Source organism: Vreelandella halophila, assembly GCF_009856365.1.
Lineage (GTDB): Bacteria > Pseudomonadota > Gammaproteobacteria > Pseudomonadales > Oleiphilaceae > Halospina > Halospina utahensis_B.
In genome coordinates, this window is record NZ_WMEX01000006.1 from 184406 (window position 1) to 209602 (window position 25197).

Sequence of the window (25197 nt, forward strand, 5' to 3'; positions counted from 1 at the left end):
GGACAGTTCATGAGCAGCTGGCTCGATAAGATCATGCCCGGGATGATCCGTTCGGACGCACAACAGCGTTCCACGGTTCCCGAAGGGCTCTGGAAGAAGTGCCCCAAGTGCAACGGGTTTCTGTACCGCCCGGAACTGGATCGCAACCTTAACGTCTGCCCGAAGTGCGAGCACCACATCCGGATCAATGCCCGTCGCCGTCTCGAGATCTTTTTTGACGGCACAGACAGCCGGGAGCTCGCGGCGGATCTGGAACCGGTGGATCGCCTCAAGTTCAAGGACACCAAGCGCTACAAGGATCGTCTGAGCCAGGCTCAGAAGAGTACTGGCGAAAAGGATGCCCTGGTGGCCATGGCTGGCACCGTTCAGGACGTGCCGGTGGTGGCTGTAGCCTTCGAATTCCAGTTTCTGGGTGGCTCCATGGGGCAGGTGGTGGGCGAGAAATTCGTCCGCGCGGTGAACTTCTGTATTGAGGAGAACGTGCCCCTGGTGTGCTTCGCGGCCAGTGGTGGGGCGCGCATGCAGGAGGCGATCCTGTCCCTGATGCAGATGGCCAAGACCGCGGCAGCGCTGCAGCGCATGCGCGAGAAGGGTATCCCCTTCATCTCGGTACTGACCGACCCGGTCTTTGGCGGCGTTTCCGCGAGCCTCGGGATGCTGGGGGATCTCAACATCGCCGAACCCTATGCCCTGGTGGGCTTTGCGGGGCCGCGGGTGATTGAACAGACGGTTCGGGAGAAGCTCCCCGAAGGCTTCCAGCGCAGTGAGTTCCTGATCGAGCACGGGGCGATCGACATGATCGTTTCCCGGCACGATATGCGTGATCGCATCGCCCATGTTCTGGCCAAGCTGCAGCGTCGCGAGCAGCCGCCGGAGGATGAACACGAGCCGCTTGCTGAGCAGCTGCCCGAAGAGGAGGGCAGCGGGGACGCCAATGCCGCGGAGTGATGCCAGCCTGGATGACTGGCTGGCGTACCTCGAATCATTGCATGCCAGCGAGATGGAGCTTGGCCTTGACCGGGTAATGATCGTCTACCGGCGTCTCATGCAGGAAGGCCTGCCCGGTCAGGTGGTGATCATCGGGGGCACCAATGGCAAGGGCAGCACCCTTGCAGCCCTGGAATCCCTGCTCCGCGCCGGGGGGTACAGCACCGGCGCTTACACTTCACCCCATATCCGTTGCTTCAACGAGCGCATCCGCATCGACGGTGAGGAAGCCACGGATGAGGCCATCTGCAGGGCCATGGCGGCCGTGGAGCGGGCGCGCCGCAATGTGCCACTGACCTATTTCGAGTTCACGACCCTGGCGGCGTTCTGGCTCTTCCGGGAGGCGGGAGTGGCGTATCCGCTCCTGGAGGTGGGCCTGGGCGGACGCCTGGACGCGGTGAATGTGGCGGACCCCGTACTGCCCATCATTACGGGCGTGGACCTGGATCATACCCAGTGGCTGGGTAATGACCGGGAACAGATCGGCTATGAAAAAGCCGGTATCCTGCGGGCGGGGCGGCCAGCGCTGTTCGGTGATCCGGATCCGCCTTCCTCCGTGACGGATCAGGCGGCCGCCCAGGGGATCCCGCTGCGCATACGCGGTCGGGATTTTGGTGGCGAGGATGGCGAGGGAGGGCTCGCGGCCTCCCAGCAGACGGCTCTGGAGGCCTATGGCATTCTCGGATTCGAGGCGGATTCCGGCTTGTTGGCAACCCTCCGCGAAGCTCCCGCACCGCCCGGGCGATTCCAGAGGCTGGAAGGTGCGCCGCCGGTGATCCTGGACGTCGGGCACAATCCCCAGGCGGCACGCTGGCTGGCCCAGCGCCTGAGCGATATTCCGGAGAAACCGGTGCAGGCCGTCTATGGCGCAATGGGCGACAAGGACATTGAGGGCGTTTCGGGTACCCTTGCCGACGTGATTGACGGTTGGCACCTGGCCCCGCTTCCGGGACCGCGCGGGCTGACCGCGGAGCAGGTCAGTGACCGGATTTCCGGAGTCATACCGGATGACCGGATCCGGACATTCCCGTCGGTCCGGGAAGCCCTGGCTTCGGCCCGGGAGGCGGCCGGAAAGGAGGGATGCGTTCTGGTGTTCGGATCCTTCCTGACGGTCTCGGAAGCACTGGCCTTGCTGGGGTCGTAACTGGCCCCGGGCTCATCAAAGCGGTTACACTCGCGCAGAACCAAAGACAACCGAGGCGCAGGGATTTGGACGGATTCAAACAGCGGATTATCGGGGCACTGATCATTGTCAGTCTGGCTGTGATCTTCCTGCCGATGCTTTTCGACGAACCGCATCAGGCTCGCCGGGAACAGACTCTGGAGGTTCCGCCGGAACCTGAAATGGAACCGGTTGAGGTTGAGCAGCCCCGGGAACCGGAAATGCCGGAATCCGAAGAGGCGCCTGAGATCCCGACAGCCGATGAAGGCGAGGTCGAGCGTGACGGGGCGCGTGATGAGAAGATAACGGCAACCAGGGATGAGCCGGAGCCCGACCGTGTTTCCGAGGCTGAGCCCACTCCCGAGGTTGAGCAGGAAGAGAGCGGAGCGCTCAGAGGGGCATGGCTGGTACGCCTCGGCAGCTTCAGCAACCGCGACAATGCCCTGAAACTGCGTGATAGCGTACGGGATCAGGGGATGGACGCGCACAGCGAAACGGTGGAAAACGACAAAGGCACCTTTACGCGCGTATTCGCGGGGCCCTTTGTGGATGAACAGAAAGCAGTGTCCGCAATGGAGCAGCTCGAGAGCGAGTTCAATCTGGAAGCAATGGTGGTTGAAGGAGAAGAGTAACGCCGGTTTGGCGGCTTCCCGATTCCTGCTAGAATGCCCGCTTCCTGAAAGCACTGGGGCCTCCGGATGGATGCGCTGATCTGGATTGACTGGGTCATTATTGCCATTGTCGCCATTTCAACCCTGATCAGCCTGAAACGGGGCTTCGTCAGGGAAGCCATGTCGCTTGTGATCTGGGTGGGCGCCTTTGTGATCGCCCGCACCTTTCACCCCAACATGCAGATGCTGCTGGCGGATACCGTCGGCAATCCCACGGTTCGTCTCATCGCGGCTTTCGGCATACTGTTCGTGGGCACACTGGTCGTCGGTGCTGTGGTTAACAACGCACTGGGCCGTCTGGTGGAAGCAACCGGTCTCAGTGCCACCGACAGAACCCTGGGCATGTTCTTCGGGCTGGCGCGCGGTCTGGTGGTGGTGCTGGTTGCGCTGGCGCTGCTGCGGATGACACCGGTCACTGGTGACACCTGGTGGCGCGAGTCGGCCACCGTCCAGGAACTCGCAAAGGTGGAGGCCTGGACGCGGGATGTGCTTGGTGACGAGATCGATGCGCTTCTGCCGGATGCAGAAGCTACCAGTGCCGCCTCCGGAGAGGCCATGCAGGAAGGCGCAAAGCGCCTTATCGAAATGCAGGAAGACCGATCCCAATCCCCAGCAACCGCGGAGTAACCCAATCCGATGTGTGGAATCGTTGGCATCGTTGGCACGACCAACGTTAACCAGTCACTCTATGATGCACTGACTGTACTTCAGCACCGGGGCCAGGATGCCGCCGGAATCGTGACCTTCGAGAATGAGCGCTTTTTTCTGCGCAAGGACAACGGCCTGGTCAAGGATGTCTTCCGGACGCGGCATATGCGTCGACTGGTGGGCAATGTGGGCATCGGCCATGTGCGCTACCCCACGGCGGGCACCTCCAGCTCCGCCGAAGCGCAGCCGTTCTACGTCAACAGTCCCTATGGCATAACCCTCGCGCACAACGGCAACCTGACCAATACCGAGGAGCTGGCGAACGACGTATTCCGCTCCGACCTGCGGCATATCAACACCAACTCGGACTCCGAGGTTCTGCTCAACGTCTTTGCCCATGAGCTCCAGAAAAAGGGCAAGCTGAATCCGACCAGTGAGGACGTGTTTGACGCGGTGCGCACCGTTCACCGGCGGTCCAGGGGCGCCTATGCCGCCATTGCCATGATTACCGGCTACGGGATTGTGGGATTCCGTGACCCCAATGGCATCCGGCCGGCCTGTTTCGGCGTACGCGAGACGCCCGAAGGCAGGGAATACATGATCGCCTCTGAAAGCGTGGCGCTGGCCTCCCAGGGTTTTGAGCTGATCCGGGATATCGCTCCGGGCGAAGCGGTCTACATCGAGACGGATGGCAGTCTCTACACCCAGCAGTGCGCGGAATCCCCCAAGCTCAACCCCTGCATCTTCGAGCATGTGTATTTCGCGCGCCCCGACTCCATCATCGACAACATCTCCGTGTACAAGTCCCGGCTGCGCATGGGCGAGGCCCTTGCCGGCAAGATCAAGCGCGATATGCCCGACCATGACATTGATGTGGTGATCCCCATCCCCGACACCAGCCGCACCTCAGCGTTGCCGCTGGCCTACGACCTGGGGGTCAAGTTCCGGGAGGGGCTGATCAAGAACCGCTACATCGGGCGGACCTTCATCATGCCCGGGCAGACCATGCGCAAGCGCTCGGTACGCCAGAAGCTCAACCCCATCGAGCTGGAATTCCAGGGCAAGAACGTGCTGCTGGTGGACGACTCGATCGTGCGCGGCACAACCTGCCAGGAAATCGTGCAGATGGTACGGGATGCCGGGGCAAGGAAAGTCTATTTCGCCTCCGCGGCGCCGCCGGTTCGCTACCCCAATGTGTACGGCATCGACATGCCGGCCGCGAAGGAGCTGATCGCACATGGCCGGACCGAAAAAGAGGTCGAGGAGCTGATCGGAGCGGACTGGCTCATCTACCAGGATCTGGACGATCTGGTGGCGTGTGCCCGGGAAGGCAACGAGGCCATCAGCGAGTTTGACTGTTCGGTGTTCAATGGCCATTACCCCACCGGGGATGTGACCGAGGAATACCTGACGCGCCTGGAAGAAGAGCGTTCGGAAGCGAAGAAGAACGAACGCAACAAGGAGCTGACGGCGGACAGCGACGTTATCGATATCCATAACGACGAGTAGACCCATGAGTGATTCCAGCAAGCAGGTGCCGCATGCCGATCTGACCGGCACACGGGTCGAAACCCGGGCCGTGCGCGCGGGTCAGCGGCGGACGCCGGAACTTGAGCACAGCGAAGCCCTGTATCCGACGTCCAGCTTTGTCTACAACAGCGCGGCCCAGGCAGCGGCACGTTTTGCCGGGGATGAGCCGGGCAATATCTATTCCCGGTTCACCAATCCCACGGTCGCCACCTTTGAGGACCGCATTGCCGCTCTGGAGGGCGGTGAACGCGGGGTAGCCACAGCCTCGGGTATGTCCGCGATACTCGCGACGTTCATGGGCCTGCTCCAGCAGGGGGATCACATCGTGTGCTCCCGCGGCGTCTTTGGCACCACTACGGTTCTGCTGCAGAAGTACATGGCCCGTTTCGGTATCGAGACCACCTTCGTGGACCTGACCAGCCAGGCGGAGTGGGAAGCGGCGATCCGGCCCGAGACCCGGATGCTCTTTCTCGAGACCCCTTCCAACCCCCTGGGGGAAATCGCCGACATGGAGGCCCTGGCGACCCTGGCGCACAGCAATGAGGCGCTGCTGGTGGTGGACAACTGCCTGTGCACGCCCGTTCTGCAGCAGCCGTTCCGCCATGGGGCGGATATTGTCATCCATTCAGCCACCAAGTACCTGGATGGTCAGGGCCGTTGCGTGGGTGGAGCCGTGGTCGGAAGCAATCAGCTGATGGAAGAGGTCCATGGTGTGATCCGGTCGGCTGGCCCGACCATGAGTCCGTTCAATGCCTGGGTGTTCCTCAAGGGGCTGGAAACCCTGTCGCTGCGGATGAAGGCCCATTCCGACAATGCCCTGAAAGTGGCCCAGTGGCTGCGTGAACAGCCGGGCATCGAGACCGTTCTCTATGCCGGCCTGCCGGATCACCCGCAGAACGAGCTGGCACGCCACCAGCAGAGTGGCGGCAGCGGCGTGGTGTCCTTCCGGGTCAGAGGTGGCCGTGAGCAGGCGTGGCATCTGATTGACCGCCTCAACCTGTTCTCGATCACCGCCAACCTGGGGGATGCCAAGAGCACGGTTACCCATCCGGCAACCACCACCCATGGACGGCTGTCTGATGAGGAAAAGGAGCGGGGAGGTATCACGGAAAACCTTGTGCGGCTGTCCGTTGGCCTGGAATCGGTCGAGGACCTGATCGAGGATCTCGAGCGGGCGCTTTCCGGCGGCTGAACGAATGGTTGCCGCTTGGACATGTTCTGGCGAATCAGGCCATTACATGTTTAACTTGGGGCAAAGGATCAAGTGGACGCTATGGCACAGGGTAAATCCGGACAGGCGCAGCAGGAGACAGGCCATCGCGGCCAGACCCGCTTCCGTGAGCTGTTGGCCCAGGGAGGGCGTGAAGGCGCGCTGATTGCCCTGATTGTGCTGTGCGTCTATCTGGTGATGGCGCTGGTCTCCCACAATCCATCCGATCCCGGCTGGGCCAGTATCGGGCATGAACTGGACGCCACCAACTATGCCGGCCGCAGTGGCGCCTGGCTCTCAAGCCTGCTGATGACCTTCTTTGGGGAACTCGCCTGGCTCTTCCCAATGCTGGCTGGCTGGTGCGCCATTGTTCTCTACCGCAATCGCGGTACCTATCCGGATTTCCACTGGCCGTTGTTCTTCCTGCGCACCGGTGGTTTTGTGCTCTTCATTTCCGCCAGCTGCGGCCTTTTCGGGCTGTATTCGTTCTTTGGGTTGGGCCCGGACTCCGGTGGAGTGCTTGGCAGCGAGATGGCCATGACCCTGGTTACCATGCTCAACAGGCCGGCGACCACACTGATCCTGGGGGCGATAGCGCTTTTCGGGCTGACGCTGGTAACAGGCCTGTCCTGGATCGCCATGATAGACCGTATCGGGCATGGTGCTGTGATGCTCGGGCGCGGCGTGACCTGGAGCGGCCGTGCCGTTAGCGGGGGGCTGGGCCGGATGCGCCGGAAAGCGGGCGAAGTGCGCCAGGCCCGCCTGGATGCCCCGAAGAAAACCGAGCCGCCCATCGTGAACCGGCGCGTGGACGAACCGTCGCCGGGCCTTCTGAAGCGTCTGGGTCAGCGGTTCAGGCGTGACCGGGCCGTATCCGGAAAGCCGGAACCGCAGCGGCGTGAACCCGTAATGAGTGACGAGGTGGAATCGGAGCAGCCGTCGCTGCCGCTGGTGGTGGATACCGTTGATGAGGCACCCGAGGCACCCGACGGGGAAGCCGATCAGCAGGCGGTGACGATCACACGCTTCCAGGGCCAGGGGGCAGGCAAGGCGCAGCCAGAGTCCGAGCAGAAGAAAGACAAAGGAAAACGGGGTCGCCGGGGTAATGGCAAGGTGGTTGATAAAGGGCAAAGTCCCGTGCCCCCAGTCAGCCTTCTGGACGAACCCGGGCCCCATAAGAAACAGGGCTATTCAGCGGATTCGCTGCAGTACATGTCGCGCCTGCTGGAGGAAAAACTGGCGGACTTCGGGGTGGCCGTGGAAGTGGTCGAGGTCAATCCCGGACCGGTGATCACCCGCTTCGAGATCAAGCCGGCGGCTGGCGTGAAGGTCAGCCGGATCTCCAATCTGGCGAAGGATCTGGCGCGGGCCCTGGCGGTTTACAGCGTCCGTGTGGTGGAAGTGATCCCGGGGAAGTCCGTGGTGGGCATCGAGATCCCGAACGAGGAGCGGGAGATGGTGAAGCTGTCCGAGATCCTGTCCTCGGCCAGCTATTCAAAATCCGGTTCCGCTCTCACTCTGGCGCTGGGCAACGACATTGGTGGTGAGCCCGTGGTGGCTGACCTGGGCAAGATGCCACACCTGCTGGTGGCCGGCACCACGGGGTCGGGGAAGTCCGTGGGCGTGAACGCCATGATCCTGAGCATGCTCCTCAAGGCCACGCCCGAGGAAGTGCGCATGATCATGATCGACCCCAAGATGCTGGAGCTGTCGATCTACGAGGGCATTCCGCACCTGCTGGCGCCGGTGGTCACGGACATGAAGGAGGCCGCCAACGCCCTGCGCTGGTGTGTTGCGGAAATGGAACGGCGCTACCAGCTGATGTCCTCCCAGGGTGTCCGCAACCTGGCCGGTTACAACCGCAAGGTGCGGGACGCCCGGGAGCGCGGCGAACCCATAAAGGACCCGCTCTGGAACCCGCAGAACGCGCTGGACCCCAGCGAGGACGCACGCCCGGAACTCGAGCCGTTGCCGTACATCGTTGTGGTTGTGGATGAGTTCGCCGACATGATGATGATCGTGGGCAAGAAGGTGGAAGAGCTTATTGCCCGCATCGCCCAGAAGGCGCGGGCGGCCGGCATCCACCTGATCCTGGCGACCCAGCGGCCCTCGGTGGATGTGATCACTGGCCTGATCAAGGCGAACATTCCCACAAGGGCATCGTTCTCCGTTCAGTCCAAGGTGGACTCACGCACGGTGTTGGACCAGGGCGGTGCCGAGCAGCTTCTGGGTAATGGCGACATGCTTTACCTGCCTCCGGGTTCCAGCAATCCCGAGCGGGTACACGGGGCTTTTGTGGATGATGATGAGGTTCACCGGATTGTCGAAGCCTGGAAGCAGCGCGGTGAGCCGGACTACGTGGACGATGTGCTCAGCGGCGGAGACAGTGACAGCGTACCTGGAATCGCCGCTATGGGCGGTGAAGACAGCGAGCAGGATGCGCTCTTTGACGAGGCTGTGGCTTTTGTCACCGAGAGTGGCCGGGTTTCGATCTCTTCCGTGCAGCGCAAATTCAAGATTGGATACAACCGGGCGGCCAACCTGGTGGAAGCCATGGAGTCGGCGGGTGTTGTCAGCGCCGCCGGCCAGAATGGTTCCCGCGAGGTGCTTGCTGCCCCGCCACCGAGAGACTAGATGATGACAAGACGGACCGCGATTGCACTGATCATGCTCTGCCTGGCAGCCCTTCCGGCCTTTGGTCAATCGGCTGATACAGAGGATGCCGCAGAGCTGCTCAGTAAACGCCTTTCGGATTACAGGAGCTATCAGGCGGATTTTGAGCAGACGGTGCAGAGCCCTGACGGCGAACGGCTTCAGAAGACCACGGGTGAGCTGAGCGCCCGGCGCGGCGGCGATTTCTTCTGGCATACCGATCCGCCCATGGAACAGAAGATTGTGACTTCCGGGGAGAAGGTGCGTGTCTATGACCCGGATCTGCGCCAGGTAACCATCTATCCCCTTGAAGAACGCATTGCCTCAACACCGGCCCTGCTTCTCTCCGGTGAGGTGAGCAACCTGTCGGAAACCTTCCGGATCCGGCGCGAGACAACCAGAAAGGGCGAGCGGTTCATTCTGGAACCGCTGGATAAGGACACGCTCTTCCTGGAACTGAGTATGCGGTTCGACAGCGAGGGTGTGTTGCAGGGCATGGAGCTGCACGACTCCCTCGACCAGCGCAGCGACCTGCAGTTCCGCAATGTGGTTCTCAATGAATCCATTCCCGATGAGCGTTTCGAGCTGGACGCGCCTGACGACGTGGATGTGATCCGCAGCGGAGGCAATGGGGCCCGCTGATGCAGGAGGGGCTGTTCGGCACTGACAACGGGCGGCATCAGCCCCTGGCGGCGCGTATGCGACCGCGCGGGCTGACCGACTATGTCGGCCAGCCGCACCTGGTAGGCGAGGGCAAGCCGCTGCGTCGTGCCGTGGAGGAGAACCAGCTCCACTCCATGATCCTCTGGGGCCCGCCGGGCGTCGGTAAGACGACCTTTGCACGGCTACTGGCGGAACAGACCTCGGCGTATTTCGAGACGCTGTCAGCTGTGGCCGCTGGGGTGAAGGATATCCGGAATGCGGTGGATGCGGCCCGGGAACGGCTGGAGATGAACGGCCAGGAAACCCTGTTGTTCGTGGACGAGGTCCACCGTTTCAACAAGTCCCAGCAGGACGCCTTCCTCCCGCATATCGAGGAAGGCACCGTCATCTTCGTGGGCGCTACCACCGAGAACCCGTCGTTCGAACTCAACAGCGCGCTGCTGTCACGCACGCGTGTGTACGTGCTGCGGGATCTTGAGGAAGCGGATCTTGTGGCGCTGCTGCGGCGTGCGCTCGAAGCGGAAGATGGGCTCAACCAGGCGGTGTCGGTGTCCGACGAGGTGCTTGGAATGATGGCCCGGGCGGCGGATGGCGATGCGCGGCGGGCACTCAACAGCCTCGAGGTGGGCGCGGATCTTGCTCGGGATGAGGGTGGCGAAAAACCCGTCATTGATGAGGCCGTTCTGGGGGAAGTGCTGCAGACGTCGCTGCGGCGTTTCGACAAGGGCGGCGATGTTTTCTACGATCAGATCTCCGCGCTGCACAAGTCGGTGCGCGGATCTGATCCGGATGCGGCCCTTTACTGGATGTGCCGGATGCTGGATGGCGGCTGCGACCCGTTGTATATTGCGCGCCGGCTGGTGCGCATTGCCAGCGAGGACATCGGTAACGCCGACCCCAGGGCCCTGAGCCTGAGTATGGAAGGATGGCAGGTGCAGGAGCGGCTGGGGAGCCCGGAAGGCGAGCTGACACTGGCGCAGGTGGTGACCTACCTGGCGCTGGCGCCCAAGAGCATCGGCGTCTATCGGGCGTTCAACGAATGCATGGCCCTGGTGCGCAAAGACCAGGACCGCCCGGTGCCGGTGCATCTGCGCAACGCGCCCACGAAACTGATGAAGGAACAGGGCTATGGCGCGGAATACCGCTATGCCCATGATGAACCCGAGGCGTTTGCGGCGGGTGAGAGCTACATGCCGGAAGCGCTCCACGGCACGCGCTTCTATGAGCCGGAACCGCGTGGCCTGGAACAGAAACTGGCGGAAAAGCGCGCCTATCTCGATCGGCTGAATGCCGCGAGCGACCGGCAGCGCTATCCGGAAGGAAACAACAACTGACGACTGGACAAGAGAGCATCATGCTGGATCCCAAATGGGTGCGAACCGATCCTGACACCGTGGCTGCCCAGCTGGCACGGCGCGGTTATGAGCTGGACACCGGGCGGGTGCGTGAACTGGAAACCCGCCGGCGTGACCTCCAGACGCGGACCGAGGAACTCCAGGCGGAGCAGAAACGCCGCTCCAAGGCCATTGGGGAAGCCAAACGCAACGGCGAGGACGCTCAACCGCTGATGGACGAGGTGGAATCCCTCAAGCAGCAGAAGGCGGACGCAGAACACCAGCTCAGGGAGCTCCAGGCGGAGCTCAACGCCTTCCTCGAGGGGATTCCGAATGTGCCGGATGAGACGGTGCCCGAGGGGGATTCCGACGAGGACAACGTTGAGATCCGGCGCTGGGGCGAACCCGCGGAACCGGCCTTTGAACCGGTGGATCATGTGACCCTGGGCGAAGGCCTTGGGGGTATGGACTTTGCTGCAGCCGCCACCATCGCCCGGGCACGGTTTGCGGTGATGCAGGGTGGGGTGGCGCGCCTGCACCGCGCGCTGACCCAGTTCATGCTGGATCTGCACACCGCCGAGCACGGCTATACGGAAACCTATCTGCCGTACCTGGTGAACAGCGACAGCCTCACCGGTACCGGGCAGCTGCCCAAGTTTGAGGAAGATCTCTTCCGGATTGACGGTGATCGGGATCTCTACCTGATTCCCACCGCCGAAGTGCCCGCCACGAATCTGGTGCGGGACAGCATCCTGGGGGCAGCGGAACTGCCGAAGCGGATGGTCTGCCATACGCCGTGCTTCCGCAGCGAGGCCGGGGCCTATGGCAAGGATACCCGGGGGATGATCCGTCAGCACCAGTTCGAGAAGGTGGAGCTGATTCATGTTGTGCGGCCGCAGGACTCCGATGCGGCGCTGGAAGCGTTGACCGGCCATGCCGAGACGGTATTGCAGCGCCTAGAGCTTCCCTACCGGGTTGTGACGCTCTGTGGTGGTGACATGGGCTTTGCGGCTGCCCGCACCTACGATCTGGAAGTCTGGCTGCCCGGGCAGTCCGCCTACCGGGAAATCTCCTCCTGCAGCAACACCCGGGACTTCCAGGCCCGTCGGATGCAGGCACGCTGGCGCAATCCCGAGACCGGCAAGCCAGAGCTGGTGAACACACTCAATGGCTCGGGCCTGGCGGTAGGGCGCGCCCTCGTGGCGGTCCTGGAGAACTATCAGGAAGCAGACGGCCGGGTCCGTATTCCGGCGGCACTGAAGCCCTATATGGGCGGCATCACTGAGCTTGTACCGGAAGGAGCCTGAAGCCAATGGTGACGCAGTGGGTGAAGGATCGCCTGAGAAGCCTCCTGCCTCCGGGCAGGACGACCTCCACGGAAATCCAGCGGGGCGGCGAGGTCTATCTGGTGGGGGCAGGACCCGGGGACCCGGACCTGCTCACCATCAAGGCGCTGCGCCTGCTGCGTGAGGCGGATGTGGTGCTGCATGACCGGTTGGTCTCGGAGCCCATTATGGCCCTGATCAATGAAGGCGCGGAGGTCATCCATGTAGGGAAGGCGCGCTCCAATCACAGCGTCCCCCAGGACCGGATCAACGAGCTTCTGGTGGAATACGCACAGGCCGGAAAGCGGGTCGTGCGACTCAAGGGCGGGGATCCGTTCATCTTCGGACGTGGCGGCGAGGAGATCGAACGTCTGGCGGAACACGGTGTGCCCTTCCAGGTGGTGCCTGGCATCACGGCGGCCCAGGGTTGCTCCGCTTATGCCGGGATACCGCTGACGCATCGTGATCACGCCCAGTCGGTGCGTTTCATTACCGGCCACCTGAAGAATGACAGCACGGATCTGCCCTGGCAGGATTTCGTGCAGAACCGGCAGACACTGGTCTTCTACATGGGCCTCGTCGGGCTTCCGGTGATCACCCGCGAGTTGATTGCCCATGGCATGCCGGCTGAAACGCCCTGCGCACTGGTATCCAAGGGGACCACACCGGATCAGCAGGTTGTCAGCGCTACCCTGGAGTCCATTGTGGAGGCGGTTGATGCGGCCGGGGTGCGTGCCCCGACCATCATCATCGTGGGCGATGTGGTGAGTCTGAGAGGCCAGCTCGGCTGGCTGGAGCAGATGCCCGCCGAGCCGGAGGCGTTCAGCTCCGGTGACGGTGGGGAATCAGGTCCCTGAGTTCGTCCCGCATCTGACGGATGGCCTTCTCGGTGGTTTCCCAGTCGATGCAGGCATCGGTTACGGAGACGCCGTATTCCATCTCGTCCATGGCGGCAAGCTTCTGTTTGCCCCAGTTGATGTTGCTTTCGACCATCAGCCCAATGATGGACTGATTGCCTTCCTTGATCTGATGGGTCACATCCTGCATGACCAGTGGCTGCACCGCCGGATCCTTGTTGGAGTTGGCGTGGCTGCAGTCGACCATGATGGCATTACGCACATCCGCCGCTTCCAGCTCCTTCTCACAGAGGGCGACGTTCACGGAATCGTAGTTCGGGCTTCCGCCGCCACCGCGCAGCACCACGTGGCTGTAGGGATTGCCTTTGGTCCGCGTGATGGCCACCTGGCCATTCTGGTCGATGCCCAGAAAACTGTGCGGGTTGGCGGTGGAGTTCATGGCGTTGACTGCTACATCCAGGCTGCCGTCCGTGCCGTTCTTGAAGCCGACGGCCATGGACAGGCCGCTGCTCATCTCCCGATGGGTCTGGGATTCGGTGGTGCGCGCACCGATGGCGGACCAGGCAATGGTGTCCTGCAGGTACTGTGGCGCCGTGGGATCCAGGGCTTCCGTGGCCGTGGGCAGGCCGAGCTCGGCAATATCGAGCAGCAGCTTACGGCCGATGTAGAGGCCACGCTCGATATCGAAGCTGTCGTCCAGGTGCGGGTCATTGATCAGACCCTTCCAGCCGGTAGTGGTCCGCGGTTTCTCGAAATAGACCCGCATGACAAGAAAGAGGGTGTCGCTGACCTCGTCCGCCAGCGCCTTCAGGCGCCGGGCGTAGTCCAGAGCGGCATCGGGGTCATGGATCGAGCAGGGGCCCACAACCAGAAACAGGCGTGGGTCCTTGCCATCGAGGATATTGTTGATGGTCTGACGACCTTCCAGCACGGTCCGCCGCGCTGCATCGGTCAGTGGCAGCTGCTCCTTGAGCGCCGCCGGCGTGGTCAGTACCTGTTGTTCCTCAATGTTGACGTTCTCGATGTCGCTGCTTGCCATCACTGCCTCTTGTTCACCCATGCACGGAAACGGGCCGTTATAGTGCGTCAAATCCCGCGGTGATGCAATCCGGCGGCCCTCTGTGTACTGGTCGCCGTTCGTTGCCTGGTTTAAGGTGTATGCCAGACACCCATGACCGTGCAGGGCAACGTGTGAGCCTGATTGAATCCATCATCACCGAGTTGCGGATACCGGATCTGCCGTATCCGGTGGGGCAGTCCGCGCCGGATGACAGTTCCCGCTGGCACAGTACTCTGTCGGAGGCCTGGCAGGCTGGCAGTGACGAACGGGTAGTCACCCACCTTCAGCGGACTGATGCCGTCTGGAGCATGCGTCAGGTCAACGCCGCCTATCTCGCGGATCGGATCATGAACGTCTTTCTGCGCCGTTCAGGCCTTCATCCCTACCTGGTGCACCGTGCGGCGCGACTGCGTTTCTGGCTGGCACTGGACCTTGAGGCGCGTGGTGCTGAAGCGGTCTCCGAGCAGCGCCCGCTTCACCGGTGGCTGGACAGCCTTCAGGCATTGCGGGGATGGAGCCGGACCGGGGGGCGTTCCGATAGACCGGTGGAAAGCCATCTTGCGGCTATGGAACAGGCGGTGGGCGAGGCGTTCCGGACCGGCGGGGAAGAGCCACTTGAGGCCTGCGTCAGTGACTGGCTGGAACAGATCAGCCACCAGGCTGAACAGGCCGAGCGTGTGGCGCAACGGCTGTGGCAGACCGAGTCCGGCGCGGCCGGCCAGCGCGCCGCGGAGCAGGCAGTGCGGGCGGCGCTTTCGCGCACCTGCCGGGGGCGGCAGCTCCCCGCCAGCCTCTGGGCTTTCATTGAGGATGACTGGCGGGTACTGATGCGTCGGGCGGCTCTGGAACACGGCATTGATTCCGAGCCCTGGCGCCATGCCTTCCGCCTTCTGGAATGGCTGATCTGGGTTGGGGATGGGAATCTGTGTGGCCAGGACCGGAACCGGCTCTATCACGTCGGGGAACAACTCACTGACAAACTGGTGCAGGTGGTCACCCTGGTGGAGGGGCGTGATCCGGATCCACAGCGCTTTGCACCGGTGGATGCGCTTCTTGCCAGGCGCCTGCGGGATGAAGCGGTGGAGCAGGAGGCCGCGAGCATACCGGAAGCGGATCCGCGCTGGCTTGAGAGACCCGATGAGGCTCAGGGGGATGAGGCCCGTAGCTGGGTGGGCAGCTGGTATCTGTACGAGGCGGATGGCCAACAGATCCGACAGTTTCTGACCGGTTTTCTGGAGGAAACCGGCGAGGTGCTCTGGACCAATGCCCGGGGCGCCAAGCTTGATATCGAGCCCTTCCGGTCGGTCAGGGAGCGATTTGAGGCCGGTGAGCTTACCCATCTGCCGGAAGCCTACCCCTTTGCCGGCGTACTCAGTGATACTCTGGACAGCCTCCAGCGAGTACTGGAGTCCCAGAGAAAACAGCGCGAAGAGGCGCGGGACAAAGCACGGGAGGAAGCGGAGGCTTTGCGCCGGGCCCAGGAGCAGGCGTTTGAAGAAGAGCGCCAGCGGGAGCAGGAGCGCGAGGAACGGGAGGCCCGTGAGCGGGCGGAAGCGGAAAGGGAAGCCCGGGATGAGGCCGAGACACGGCGCATCAATGACGAAGCGGAAATCCGGGAGAAGGTGTTGGCGGAAGTGGATCGTCTGGAGGCCGGAAGCTGGATCCAGCTTGGCAGCGGGGAGGAAGCGCTGCGGCTGAAGCTGGCGTTGCGTATCAGGGCTTCCGGAAAACTGGTGTTCGTGGACCGGTACGGTCTCAATCGCCGGGAGATCCTGCGCGAAGATCTGGCCACCCGTGTACGGGATGGGGAAGCGCAGCTGCTCAGTGAAGGCGCTGAGTTTGCGGATACGCTTTCCCGCGTTGTGGGACGACTGCGGGTGGGGCGCTGATGACAGGAACCTGGAAGCCGGAAGACGGAGAACAGCGGGACGAGTACCGGATTGCCGGGCGTATTGTGGCGGATCTCCAGGTGGCGGACGGTGTGGGTGACGAACCACCCCGCTGGCTGCGCTGCCGCACACGGGACATCTCCGCCAGTGGCCTCAGTGTTACCGCGGACGAGCCGGTTGTGGAGGGGGCTCTGCTGAATCTGAAGGTGACGGTGGATGACAGCGCCGTTCACTCGCTGCTGATCGAGGTACGTTCGTGCCGGGAATGGGCGGATGGCTTCTGGCGGGTTGGTCTTGCGGTGCTGGATACGGGTGACGACAGCCTTCCTGCCTGGAAGGAGACTGTCGCCATCCTGCTGGAGGCCTGAGCCCTTCAGTCCTCTATCGGGTTCATGCCCATGTTGCGGAATCCGGCATCCACATAGATGACCTCGCCCGTTATACCGCTTGCCATATCGGAGGTCAGGAAGGCCGCCGTGTTGCCAACCTCCTTTGTGGTGACATTGCGCTGGAGGGGCGTGCGCTTTTCATTCTCCGCGAGCATGCGCCGGAAACTCTTGATGCCTGAGGCCGCGAGGGTCTTGATGGGGCCGGCTGAAACGGCATTCACGCGGATGCCTTCCGGACCCATGGAGGCGGCCAGGTAGCGGACGCTGGCTTCCAGGCTGGCCTTGGCCAGACCCATGACATTGTAGTTGGGCAGAACCAGCTGCGAGCCCACGTACGTCATGGTCAGGATGGAGCCGTTCCGCCCCTGCATCAGAGGCCGTGCTTCGCGGGCCAGCGCCGTCAGGCTGTAGGAGCTGATGTCATGGGCCATCTTGAAGCCTTCACGGCTGGTTACATCGGTGAAGTCGCCGTCAAGCTCTTCGCCGGGAGCGAAGCCCACCGAGTGCACCAGGATGTCGAGGCCACCCCAGTGTTCGTTGAGGGACTCGAACAGTTCCGCGATCTGCTGATCGTCGGAGACATCGCAGGGGAACACCATGTTGCTGTTCCAGCTCTCGGCAAAGCCTTCCACCCGGGATTTGAGCTTTTCGTTCTGATAGGTGAGCGCAAGCTCGGCACCCTGTTCATGCAGTGCCTGGGCAATGCCAGTGGCGATTGAATGTTTGCTGGCGACGCCGACGACCAGCGCTTTCTTTCCGTCCAGTATTCCCATGCTGACCTCAGTGTGTGTTGCGTATGTCCACGTACAGCTTAAGCCGCTGTCCGGGCTGAAGATAGTCCTGTGTATTGATGTTGTTCCACTGGGCGATCTGGGAGACGCCCACGTTGAAGCGGTTCGCGATGTGGCGGAGGGAGTCGCCGGAGCGCACCGTATAGCCCACGCGCCGGACCATTTCACGGCGTTCGCTCCGGGGCTGCTGCTTGTCTGTCCAGATGGCGAGCGTATCCCCGGGCCGCAGGGTGTCGCCGGGCGCCAGATTATTCCAGCTGGCCAGTTTGCTGACGGCGACATCATGCGCACTGGCGATATCCCAGAGCGTGTCTCCGGCGTTGACACGGTAGTCAATGCGGTTCTGCCCCTTGTTGCCGGAGGCGGCCTGGCGTGCTGCCCTGCGGTTGGATTCGCTCAGGGTATAGGCATTGCTGGCGTTGCCGGCAGATGGGATCAGCAGGCGCTCGCCCTTGCGGATGGTGTGGCCCCGGATGTCGTTGTGCTGGCGGATCACATCGGGGGTCGTATTGAAGGAACGTGCAATGCTGATCAGGGTATCGCCACTCTGGATGGTGTAATTGCGCCAGCTCACCCGCTGGTCCTCGGGCAGGGTGGTCAGCGCTTCCCGGAACCTGTCCGCTGAATCGGCGGGTACAAGCAGTCGGTGCGGGCCGTCCGGAGCCGTCGCCCAGCGGTTGAAGCCGGGATTGAGCCGATAGATCTCGTTCACTCCGACTCCGGCCATGCTGGCAGCCTGTGCCAGATCCAGCTGGCCGCCGATATCCACCACCTCGAAGTAGGGATCATCCGGAATGGGTTCAAGCTGGATACCGTGGGCTTCCGGGTCCGCCACGATACGGGCCAGGGCTATAAGCTTGGGCACGTAATGACGGGTTTCTCTCGGTAGATGGAGGTTCCAGTAGTCCGTGGGTCTTCCCTGGCGCTCGTTGCGTCGTATGGCACGCAGTACCCGGCCGGCACCGGCATTGTAGGAGGCGAGGGCGAGTTCGTAATCGCCGTCGAATCGCCCCGATAGCCGCTCCAGGTAGCTCAGAGCGCCCTGGGTGGCGCTGATGATGTCACGGCGGCCGTCATACCACCAGTTCTGCTCCATGCCGAAAGCGCGGCCCGTGGCTGGAATGAACTGCCAGATTCCGGATGCCCGGCCATGGGAATAGGCGAACGGATCGTAGGCGCTTTCGACCAGCGGCAGGAGTGCCAGTTCGCCGGGCATGTCCCGCTTCTCGATCTCGCGGATGATGTAGGGCAGGTATCGGCGGGCCCTTTCCGCAGTCCGGTCCATGTAGGACTGGTTACGGCTGTACCAGGCGAGCTGGTCGCGCACGCGCTCGTCGTTGACATCAAGATCAAGCTTGAAGCTGTCCCGCAACCGGTGCCAGACCGTGTCATAGCCGTCATCCGTTTCGTCGGGCCCATCTTCGGCTTTTCTCTGGTGCTCGGGGCGCAGCGCTCCATCGTTGCGCACGTCGGCATCCATCCGCGCGGCCCGGGTAATGGGCGGTGGATTGCTCTCAGTACTGGCCCCCTGGGGCTGGAGACTTTCGCAGCCTGACAGCAGTGGCAGGCTGATGGCTGAAAGCAGGCATAGGAGCGGAACGTAATGCATAGGGACAGCCGGTTGGTTGAAGCCTGTGACAAACCCGGTTCACACAGCGTATCGGGATTCTAGGAAGGGCCCTGAGTACCGTCAATTAAACCGGGTAAGTTTTAATGTGGGTTCTGTTAAAAGCGGTTTTCAGCCGCGGAAACCGTCCTTCCACTCCCGGATGATGCCGAAGATGCGGTCCCCGTCGAGCCCGTGCTCGCCGGCCCTGGTTTCCGCCGAACTTACCACGGCCGGGTCATCCCAGCGCAGGAAGGGGTTAAGGCGGCGTTCCTGCCCGAGGGTGGTGGGGACCGAGGGCTGGCCGGCTTCACGCAACCGTTCAACCTTGGTCTGGTATTCCGCAAGCTCTGTGTCGTCCGGTGTGACGGCGCGCGCAAAGGCGACATTGGCGCGGGTGTATTCGTGGCCGCAGCACACCAGAGTGTTGTCCGGCCATTCGCGGAGTTTTACCAGGGAAGCGCGCATCTGTGCGGGGTTGCCCTCGAACAGCCGACCACATCCGCAGGCGAACAGGGCATCACCACAGAGGGTTATGGGTTGGCTGAGCCCCGGGCTGTCGCTGTTGAAGGCAATGTGATCACGCGTGTGTCCGGGTACGGCCAGGATCTGGAATGACAGCGCCCGCCAGCCCAGGGTGTCACCTTCACGCAGGGGGTTGGTGATGCCGCCAAAGGGTGAATCCGCAGGGCCGTGCACGGGCACGCCGCTGTCGCCGATCAGCTTGCCCACCCCCTGGGTGTGGTCCGGGTGGTGATGGGTCAGGAGAACCGCCTCAAGCGTCAGGCTGTTGCGCTCGAGGAAATCCAGGGCAGGGGCTGCTTCGCCGGGATCCACAATCAGCGCGGCTTTGCTTTCTGTATCATGGATGCACCAGATGTAGTTGTCGCTGAGTGCGGGGATGGCATCGACCTGATAGCTCATAGCGGACTCCGTTACTGGATTCACCCCCATTATAGGAAAACCAGAGCCTGTGACGAGAGCGCACTTGCCAGCTGTGGCGCAGGGCTCGACAATTGCGCTGCGGACAGGGGGAATCAGTATGAACGCAGAGGCATTCGCACACTGGCTCGGAACCGGGCTGGGTTCGGCTCTGCTGAACCAGGAACAGGCCTGTGTGGCGACGGCCATGACCCGTGTCTTCGGTACACGCCATCTTGAGGTTGGTCTGGATTCGGCACTGGCGGTCACACCACGCCTGCCGGAGGGGCAGCAGCCACAGGTGCTGCCCAAAGTGAACTCTGATACGGATCGCGGGCCGGTCATCGCCAGGCCCGAGGAGTTGCCTTTCCACGATGACTGGATGGACTCGGTGGTGCTGCACCACACGCTGGATCTGGCCGAGGACCCACGTCAGGCCCTGAGGGAAGCGGTGAGGGTAGTGCGCTCCGGTGGTCAGGTCATCGTCATCGGGTTCAACCCGGTTGGGCTCTGGGGCCTGCGCCGATTGTTCGGCCTTCGGCGTGAGGCGCCCTGGAACAGCCGCTTCCTATTGGCAAGGCGTGTTCAGGACTGGGCGCAGGTGCTCGGGTGCTGTGTGGCACCGGCACGCTACGGGTTCTTCCGCCCGCCGGTCGGTGGCCGCCGCCTGCAGACGCGGCTGGCCTTTCTCGAACCTTTCTATGAACGGGGGATTCAGGTGCCTTTCGGGGGATTCTATTGTGTTGTAGCGGAAAAACGGGATGCGGCGGGGATTCCGCTGCGGCCGGTGATGCCCGAACCCGGGGTGGCATCCATGCCGGTTGCAAATCGTAACGTGTCACCTGGGATGGGACGGGCCAGACTGAGGGTGGTGAGAACCCGCCCCGGTGACAGCGGAGAGCTTTCATGAGCCAGGTGACGCTGTACACGGATGGCGCGTGCAAGGGCAATCCGGGGCCGGGCGGATGGGGTGTGGTGCTGCGTTACGGTGACCACGAGAAACACCTCTGGGGTGGCGAGCCGGGCACCACTAACAACCGCATGGAGCTGCGGGCCGCGATCGAGGGGTTGGCAGCGCTCAGGCGCCAGTGCGACGTGGACATCTACACGGACTCGCAGTACGTGCGCAACGGCATCAACCAGTGGATGGCCAACTGGAAGCGTAATGGCTGGAAAACATCGGCACGCAAGCCGGTCAAGAACGCGGAACTGTGGCAGAGGCTGGATGAACTGGTTCAGTCACACCGGATCCAGTGGCACTGGGTACGTGGGCACAGCGGTAACGATGGCAACGAACAGGCCGACGCCCTGGCAAACAGGGGAGCGGCGGAAGTGATGGAAGGCAGGGGCTGAAGCATGCGTCAGATTGTGCTGGATACTGAGACCACGGGGCTGGAACCCGAGCAGGGTCATCGGATCATTGAGATCGGCTGCGTGGAAGTTGCCGATCGTGAGCTGACCGGCCGTCACTACCATGTGTACATCAACCCGGAACGGGAGGTGGAGGACAGCGCCATCGAGGTCCACGGGATCACCAATGAGTTTCTGGCCGACAAACCGACATTCCGGGAGATTGCGGATGAGTTCCTGGAGTTCATCCGTGGCGCCGAGCTGATCATCCATAACGCGCCCTTTGACGTGGGTTTCATGGACCATGAGTTAGGGATGCTTGACGGGGGCTACCCGCGCACTACTGATGTGTGCGGCATCCGGGACTCGCTGGTGATGGCGCGCAGCAAGCACCCGGGGCAGAAGAATAACCTGGATGTGCTGTGCCGTCGCTACGGTATCGACAACAGTAACCGGGAACTGCACGGGGCACTGCTGGATGCTGAGATACTGGCCATGGTCTATCTGGCGATGACCGGCGGTCAGACAGCTCTGTCCCTGGGAGAGGCTGAGGACGGACAGGATGCCGGTACGGAAATCCGGCGGCTGGATCCCGGGCGATCCCCGCTGGCTGTCCCCGAGGCGGATGAAGAGGAACTGAATGCGCATCGGGCCTTCCTCGATGGCATGGCAGCCAAGACCAATGTGCTCTGGGACGAGCAGGGTATTTCTTGAGAAAACTGAAAAACCTGCTACAGGTTATTGAATATCTGACTCTATAGTGGAAGCCCCGTTTATGGTGCAGGCGTCACTGGCAAGCAAGACCCAGTCCTTCGGGCTGGTCCGCGAGGAGATCGAACAGACGATCGGTCAGGCGGAACAGAGTCTTGAGCAGTTCCAGGAGAACCGTGAAAGCGAGGAGGATCTGCAGAACTGTGTGGATTATCTCAATCAACTGCGCGGGATTTTTTCCCTGGTGGAACTCAAGGGAGGCGCGCTGCTCTGTCAGGAAGCGGTGGTCCTGGCGAACGAGGTGCCAGTGGGGGCCACGGATGACAAGAACAACCTCCTGACCGCGCTCAGTAACGCCCTGTTCACACTGAGGCGTTACATCGAATACTACCAGCGCCAGCAGGTGGATCGGCCCGAGCTGTTGCTGCCGGTGGTCAACGAGATCCGTGAAGCACGGCGGGATACACCCTATCCGGATTCCTGGTTCTTCGGTGCCGGCCTGAGTGTGGCTCCCGATTTCTGTGGCCAGCGTCCGGTGCCGCCACTGGCGACCTCTGACGAGTCGGAATTCGAGGTGCACGCACGCCGCTTCCGCCTGATGTACCAGGTGGGGTTGCTCGGGCTGCTGCGCAATCAGGATCCCCGGACCAGCTGTCGGCTGATCTCGCGTTCGGCCCATGGTCTTGCAAGGCTTTGTGGTGAGGGCGCGATGCAGTCGTTCTGGTGCCTGGTCAGCATGACAGCCGATGTGCTGGATGAGCAGCAGCTGCCGGTTGAGCGCAACCGCAAGCGGCTGTTCATGCGCATCGAGAAGCAGGCGCGGGACCTGGTCTACAGCCGCAGTTCGGTGGCACAGCAGTCGCCGTCGGATGCACTGGTGCGCGAACTCGTCTATATCCTCTACCGCAGCGGCTCCAGCGATCCGGAAGTACGTAGTGTTCTGGATAACAGTGGGTTGGGGCAGCCGGATATCACCGAGGCAGAGCTGATTGAGCATCAGCGCCACCTGTATGGGCCTGGCGCCGACGTTCTGCGCTCCTTTGCGGCCGCGATCAATGAGGAGTTGAGCGAACTCAAGGACCGGCTGGATATTGTCGAACGGGGGATCGATCCGGACACCACGGAGCTCGCGACCATTGCTGATTCCCTGGAACGGGTGGGTAACTCCCTGCTGATTCTGGACCTCCATCAGCTCAGTTCGCTGGCTCGCCAGGAAGCCGGACGCCTCAGGGACTGGGAGCAGAAAGGCGCGCTGCCATCGGAAGGGGAGCTCTATGCAGTCGCGGATGCCGTTCTGAATATTGAGGAGGCGGCCCAGCACCTGGCCAGCCATGGCATTACGGCGGACACCGATCGTCTTGCGCACAAGGTGCGGCGGGATGAGGGGTCGGTCTACGTGCAGGAAGCGCTGATTGTGCTCAGTGACGAGGCCAGTTCAGCGCTTACCCTGGCGAAACAGGCGATTACCGCGTTTCTTGAATCCGATTTCGATAAGCTGCATCTGGCGAACGTGCCGGCCACCCTGCGCAGTATCGAGGGTGGGATGCAGCTTCTCGGAAACGAGAACGCGGCCCGTGTTGTCGCCCGTGTGACGGGGGCGATCGAGAACCAGCTTCTGAACACTCAGCAGCCACCGGAATCACGGATTCTGGAAGCATTGGCGGATGCCATCACCTCACTGGAGTATTACATCGAGGAGCTGGGAATGAATGCCGCGCCGAACCCGGAACTGCTCCGCCTGGCGGAGACATCACTCCAGGATGTGGGTCTCTAGAGGGGGCAGGGAAGTACGCATCGAAGGTGGTCGGGAACGCCGGTGGGTTCGGCGTTCCCGGGTAAGGCCTCAGCCGATGTTGAACAGCTCACCCAGCTTGGTGGCCAGCATCATGTCGCCTTCAGCGCGCAGCTGCCCGGCCATGAATGCCTGCATGCCATCTGTCTCGCCGCTGACGATCCCCTGAAGGGTCTCCGAGTTCATGATCAGGGTCACGGACGGGTCGTCATGTGTGCCTTCCTTCAGATCACAGGTGCCGTCCTTGATGATCAGGTGATAGGAGGCATCGTCCTCGATGTCGAACTGGAATACCAGGTCCAGGCCGGCAGCAGCGTCCGCGTTGAAGTTCTTCTCGAGTTTTTCGAATACGGGTTGTACAGACATGCTCGAAGTCCTTGGTTGCCGTTGTTGTTTCGCCATGGGATGGCTTCGGCCGACTGTAGGTGGGGGCGTCAATGCTGTCAAGCTTGATCGAACGCTTGTTTGAATACCCGAATCACCGGGTTCTTATGCTGTGCCGTGGTGATGCGTAGAATAGTCACGGGTTGTGTATGGAACTTTCAGTAAAGGAGTGATTGGTGGAGATTCTTGCGGAATACGGGCTTTTCCTGGCCAAGATCGTGACCTTCGCAGTGGCCGCTCTGATCGTGGCGGCGATGATCATGGCGGCGGCGCAGCGTGGGCGCAACCAGGAGGATGAGGGGGAGCTCCAGGTTGTCAGGGTGAATGATCGCCTGCGGGACAACCGCGAGACTCTGGAGGCCCATCTGCATGAGGGGGCCGGCCGGCGGCGGTGGCTGAGGGAGCTCAGGCGCAGCCGGAAAAAGGAGAAAAAGGCTGAACGCCAGAAGGGAAATGACGGTGCGCAACGCCGCGGGCGCCTCTATGTGGTGGACTTTCAGGGGGACCTGAAGGCCAGCCAGACCGGTGCGCTGCGTCGCTGTGTCACGGCTATACTCGGAGTGGCCGAGCCCGGGCAGGATGAGGTGATGATCCGGCTCGAGAGTTCTGGTGGGATGGTGCACTCCTACGGCTATGCGGCGGCACAGCTGGACCGGATCCGCCGCGCCGGGCTGCCGCTGACCGCTTGTGTGGACAAGGTCGCTGCCAGCGGAGGCTATATGATGGCGTGTGTTGCGGACCGGATCATCGCCTCTCCGTTTGCGATTCTGGGATCCATTGGCGTGGTGGCGCAGCTTCCGAACGTGCATCGTCTTCTCAAGCGCAATGACGTGGATTTCGAGGTGCTGACCGCGGGCGAGTATAAACGCACCCTGACGGTGTTCGGCGAAAATACAGAGAAGGGCCGGCGCAAGTTCACCGAGGATCTGGAGCAGACCCATCAGCTGTTCAAGGACTACGTGAGTGAACACCGCCCGGCGGTGGATATTGATCGGGTCGCCACGGGGGAGATCTGGTTTGGCCGCCAGGCACTGGATGTCAGTCTGGCGGATGACCTCAAGACCTCGGATCAGGTTATAACTGAGGCCTGTGATGAGCGTGATGTCCTGCTGGTGCGCTACGAGCGCCGCCGTACGCTGCCCGAGAAGCTCGGCCTCAGTGCCGCTAGCGCGGTGGAGTCCGGCATCATGAAAGGGGTTGAGTGGGTGCGCGCGGGGCGTTTCCAGTGACCGGTCGCGGATGCTGGCAAGGGGGCCCAAGGCGGG

General features: G+C 62.4%; 22 protein-coding genes and 1 pseudogene. 18 read left to right on the top strand and 5 right to left on the bottom strand.

What is annotated here, in order from left to right:
* Positions 1-9: 9 nt before the first annotated feature.
* The 11 genes and pseudogenes from accD to cobA all read left to right on the top strand — a co-directional run.
* On the top strand, positions 10-948 hold the full coding sequence (accD, locus tag GLW01_RS12035) for an acetyl-CoA carboxylase, carboxyltransferase subunit beta (protein ID WP_095616738.1): 939 nt from the start codon (positions 10-12) through the stop codon (positions 946-948).
* Positions 935-2131 (top strand): bifunctional folylpolyglutamate synthase/dihydrofolate synthase, encoded by a 1197-nt coding sequence (locus GLW01_RS12040; RefSeq protein WP_160899201.1) that lies wholly within the window; start codon positions 935-937, stop codon positions 2129-2131. The genes accD and GLW01_RS12040 overlap by 14 nt, the downstream gene beginning before the upstream one ends.
* A gap of 65 nt (positions 2132-2196) precedes the next feature.
* Complete coding sequence (locus GLW01_RS12045; RefSeq protein WP_160899202.1) at positions 2197-2781, top strand: SPOR domain-containing protein; 585 nt, start codon at positions 2197-2199, stop codon at positions 2779-2781.
* Between the two features lie 66 nt (positions 2782-2847).
* On the top strand, positions 2848-3447 hold the full coding sequence (locus GLW01_RS12050; protein ID WP_095616740.1) for a CvpA family protein: 600 nt from the start codon (positions 2848-2850) through the stop codon (positions 3445-3447).
* Between the two features lie 9 nt (positions 3448-3456).
* Entirely contained in the window at positions 3457-4977 is a 1521-nt protein-coding gene (purF, locus tag GLW01_RS12055; RefSeq protein ID WP_160899203.1) for an amidophosphoribosyltransferase, read from the top strand.
* A 4-nt stretch (positions 4978-4981) separates the two neighbouring features.
* Positions 4982-6190: an O-succinylhomoserine sulfhydrylase gene (locus GLW01_RS12060; RefSeq protein WP_151439624.1), complete on the top strand. Its 1209-nt coding sequence runs from the start codon at positions 4982-4984 to the stop codon at positions 6188-6190.
* Between the two features lie 81 nt (positions 6191-6271).
* The gene (locus tag GLW01_RS12065) at positions 6272-8842 is read left to right on the top strand and encodes a DNA translocase FtsK (protein WP_160899204.1); all 2571 of its coding nucleotides are present in this window, start codon (positions 6272-6274) and stop codon (positions 8840-8842) included.
* Complete coding sequence (lolA, locus tag GLW01_RS12070) at positions 8843-9502, top strand: outer membrane lipoprotein chaperone LolA (RefSeq protein WP_160899205.1); 660 nt, start codon at positions 8843-8845, stop codon at positions 9500-9502.
* On the top strand, positions 9502-10857 hold the full coding sequence (locus GLW01_RS12075; RefSeq protein ID WP_151439621.1) for a replication-associated recombination protein A: 1356 nt from the start codon (positions 9502-9504) through the stop codon (positions 10855-10857). Before lolA ends, GLW01_RS12075 begins: the two co-directional genes overlap by 1 nt.
* A gap of 20 nt (positions 10858-10877) precedes the next feature.
* Positions 10878-12164 carry a serine--tRNA ligase gene (gene serS, locus GLW01_RS12080; RefSeq protein WP_160899206.1) on the top strand — a complete coding sequence of 429 codons (1287 nt, stop codon included), beginning with the start codon at positions 10878-10880 and terminating at the stop codon, positions 12162-12164.
* An 86-nt stretch (positions 12165-12250) separates the two neighbouring features.
* Positions 12251-13039, top strand: a pseudogene (gene cobA / locus GLW01_RS12085) (uroporphyrinogen-III C-methyltransferase); the annotation flags it as partial.
* Here the strand turns inward: cobA and GLW01_RS12090 are convergent.
* Positions 13005-14078, bottom strand: a complete 1074-nt coding sequence (locus tag GLW01_RS12090) for a 3-deoxy-7-phosphoheptulonate synthase (protein WP_095616748.1) — start codon at positions 14076-14078, stop codon at positions 13005-13007. The pseudogene cobA and the gene GLW01_RS12090 sit on opposite strands and share 35 nt — an antisense overlap.
* 119 nt (positions 14079-14197) lie before the next feature.
* On the opposite strand from GLW01_RS12090, the gene GLW01_RS12095 reads away from it, so the two are divergent.
* Both GLW01_RS12095 and GLW01_RS12100 read left to right on the top strand, forming a co-directional pair.
* A complete protein-coding gene (locus GLW01_RS12095; RefSeq protein ID WP_160899207.1) occupies positions 14198-15988 on the top strand; it encodes a DUF1631 family protein in 1791 nt (596 codons plus the stop codon).
* The gene (locus tag GLW01_RS12100; protein WP_160899208.1) at positions 15988-16356 is read left to right on the top strand and encodes a PilZ domain-containing protein; all 369 of its coding nucleotides are present in this window, start codon (positions 15988-15990) and stop codon (positions 16354-16356) included. The genes GLW01_RS12095 and GLW01_RS12100 overlap by 1 nt, the downstream gene beginning before the upstream one ends.
* A gap of 5 nt (positions 16357-16361) precedes the next feature.
* On the opposite strand, the gene GLW01_RS12105 is transcribed toward GLW01_RS12100, so the two are convergent.
* From GLW01_RS12105 to gloB, 3 genes are all read right to left on the bottom strand, one after another.
* Positions 16362-17150 carry an enoyl-ACP reductase FabI gene (locus GLW01_RS12105; protein ID WP_151439613.1) on the bottom strand — a complete coding sequence of 263 codons (789 nt, stop codon included), beginning with the start codon at positions 17148-17150 and terminating at the stop codon, positions 16362-16364.
* Between the two features lie 7 nt (positions 17151-17157).
* Positions 17158-18777, bottom strand: a complete 1620-nt coding sequence (locus tag GLW01_RS12110; protein ID WP_095616752.1) for a lytic transglycosylase — start codon at positions 18775-18777, stop codon at positions 17158-17160.
* A gap of 129 nt (positions 18778-18906) precedes the next feature.
* Positions 18907-19698 carry a hydroxyacylglutathione hydrolase gene (gene gloB, locus GLW01_RS12115; RefSeq protein ID WP_095616753.1) on the bottom strand — a complete coding sequence of 264 codons (792 nt, stop codon included), beginning with the start codon at positions 19696-19698 and terminating at the stop codon, positions 18907-18909.
* 118 nt (positions 19699-19816) lie between these two features.
* On the opposite strand from gloB, the gene GLW01_RS12120 reads away from it, so the two are divergent.
* From GLW01_RS12120 to GLW01_RS12135, 4 genes are all read left to right on the top strand, one after another.
* Complete coding sequence (locus tag GLW01_RS12120; protein ID WP_160899209.1) at positions 19817-20605, top strand: class I SAM-dependent methyltransferase; 789 nt, start codon at positions 19817-19819, stop codon at positions 20603-20605.
* The gene (rnhA, locus tag GLW01_RS12125) at positions 20602-21048 is read left to right on the top strand and encodes a ribonuclease HI (RefSeq protein WP_095616755.1); all 447 of its coding nucleotides are present in this window, start codon (positions 20602-20604) and stop codon (positions 21046-21048) included. The genes GLW01_RS12120 and rnhA overlap by 4 nt, the downstream gene beginning before the upstream one ends.
* Positions 21049-21051: 3 nt before the next feature.
* A complete protein-coding gene (dnaQ, locus tag GLW01_RS12130) occupies positions 21052-21759 on the top strand; it encodes a DNA polymerase III subunit epsilon (RefSeq protein WP_160899210.1) in 708 nt (235 codons plus the stop codon).
* A 61-nt stretch (positions 21760-21820) separates the two neighbouring features.
* Positions 21821-23530 (top strand): chemotaxis protein, encoded by a 1710-nt coding sequence (locus tag GLW01_RS12135; protein ID WP_151439612.1) that lies wholly within the window; start codon positions 21821-21823, stop codon positions 23528-23530.
* Between the two features lie 69 nt (positions 23531-23599).
* Here the strand turns inward: GLW01_RS12135 and GLW01_RS12140 are convergent, their stop codons facing one another.
* On the bottom strand, positions 23600-23914 hold the full coding sequence (locus tag GLW01_RS12140; RefSeq protein WP_095616758.1) for an SCP2 sterol-binding domain-containing protein: 315 nt from the start codon (positions 23912-23914) through the stop codon (positions 23600-23602).
* A 194-nt stretch (positions 23915-24108) separates the two neighbouring features.
* Here GLW01_RS12140 and sohB point away from each other — a divergent pair, with 194 nt between their 5' ends.
* On the top strand, positions 24109-25161 hold the full coding sequence (sohB, locus tag GLW01_RS12145) for a protease SohB (RefSeq protein WP_160899211.1): 1053 nt from the start codon (positions 24109-24111) through the stop codon (positions 25159-25161).
* The last annotated feature ends 36 nt before the right edge of the window (positions 25162-25197 follow it).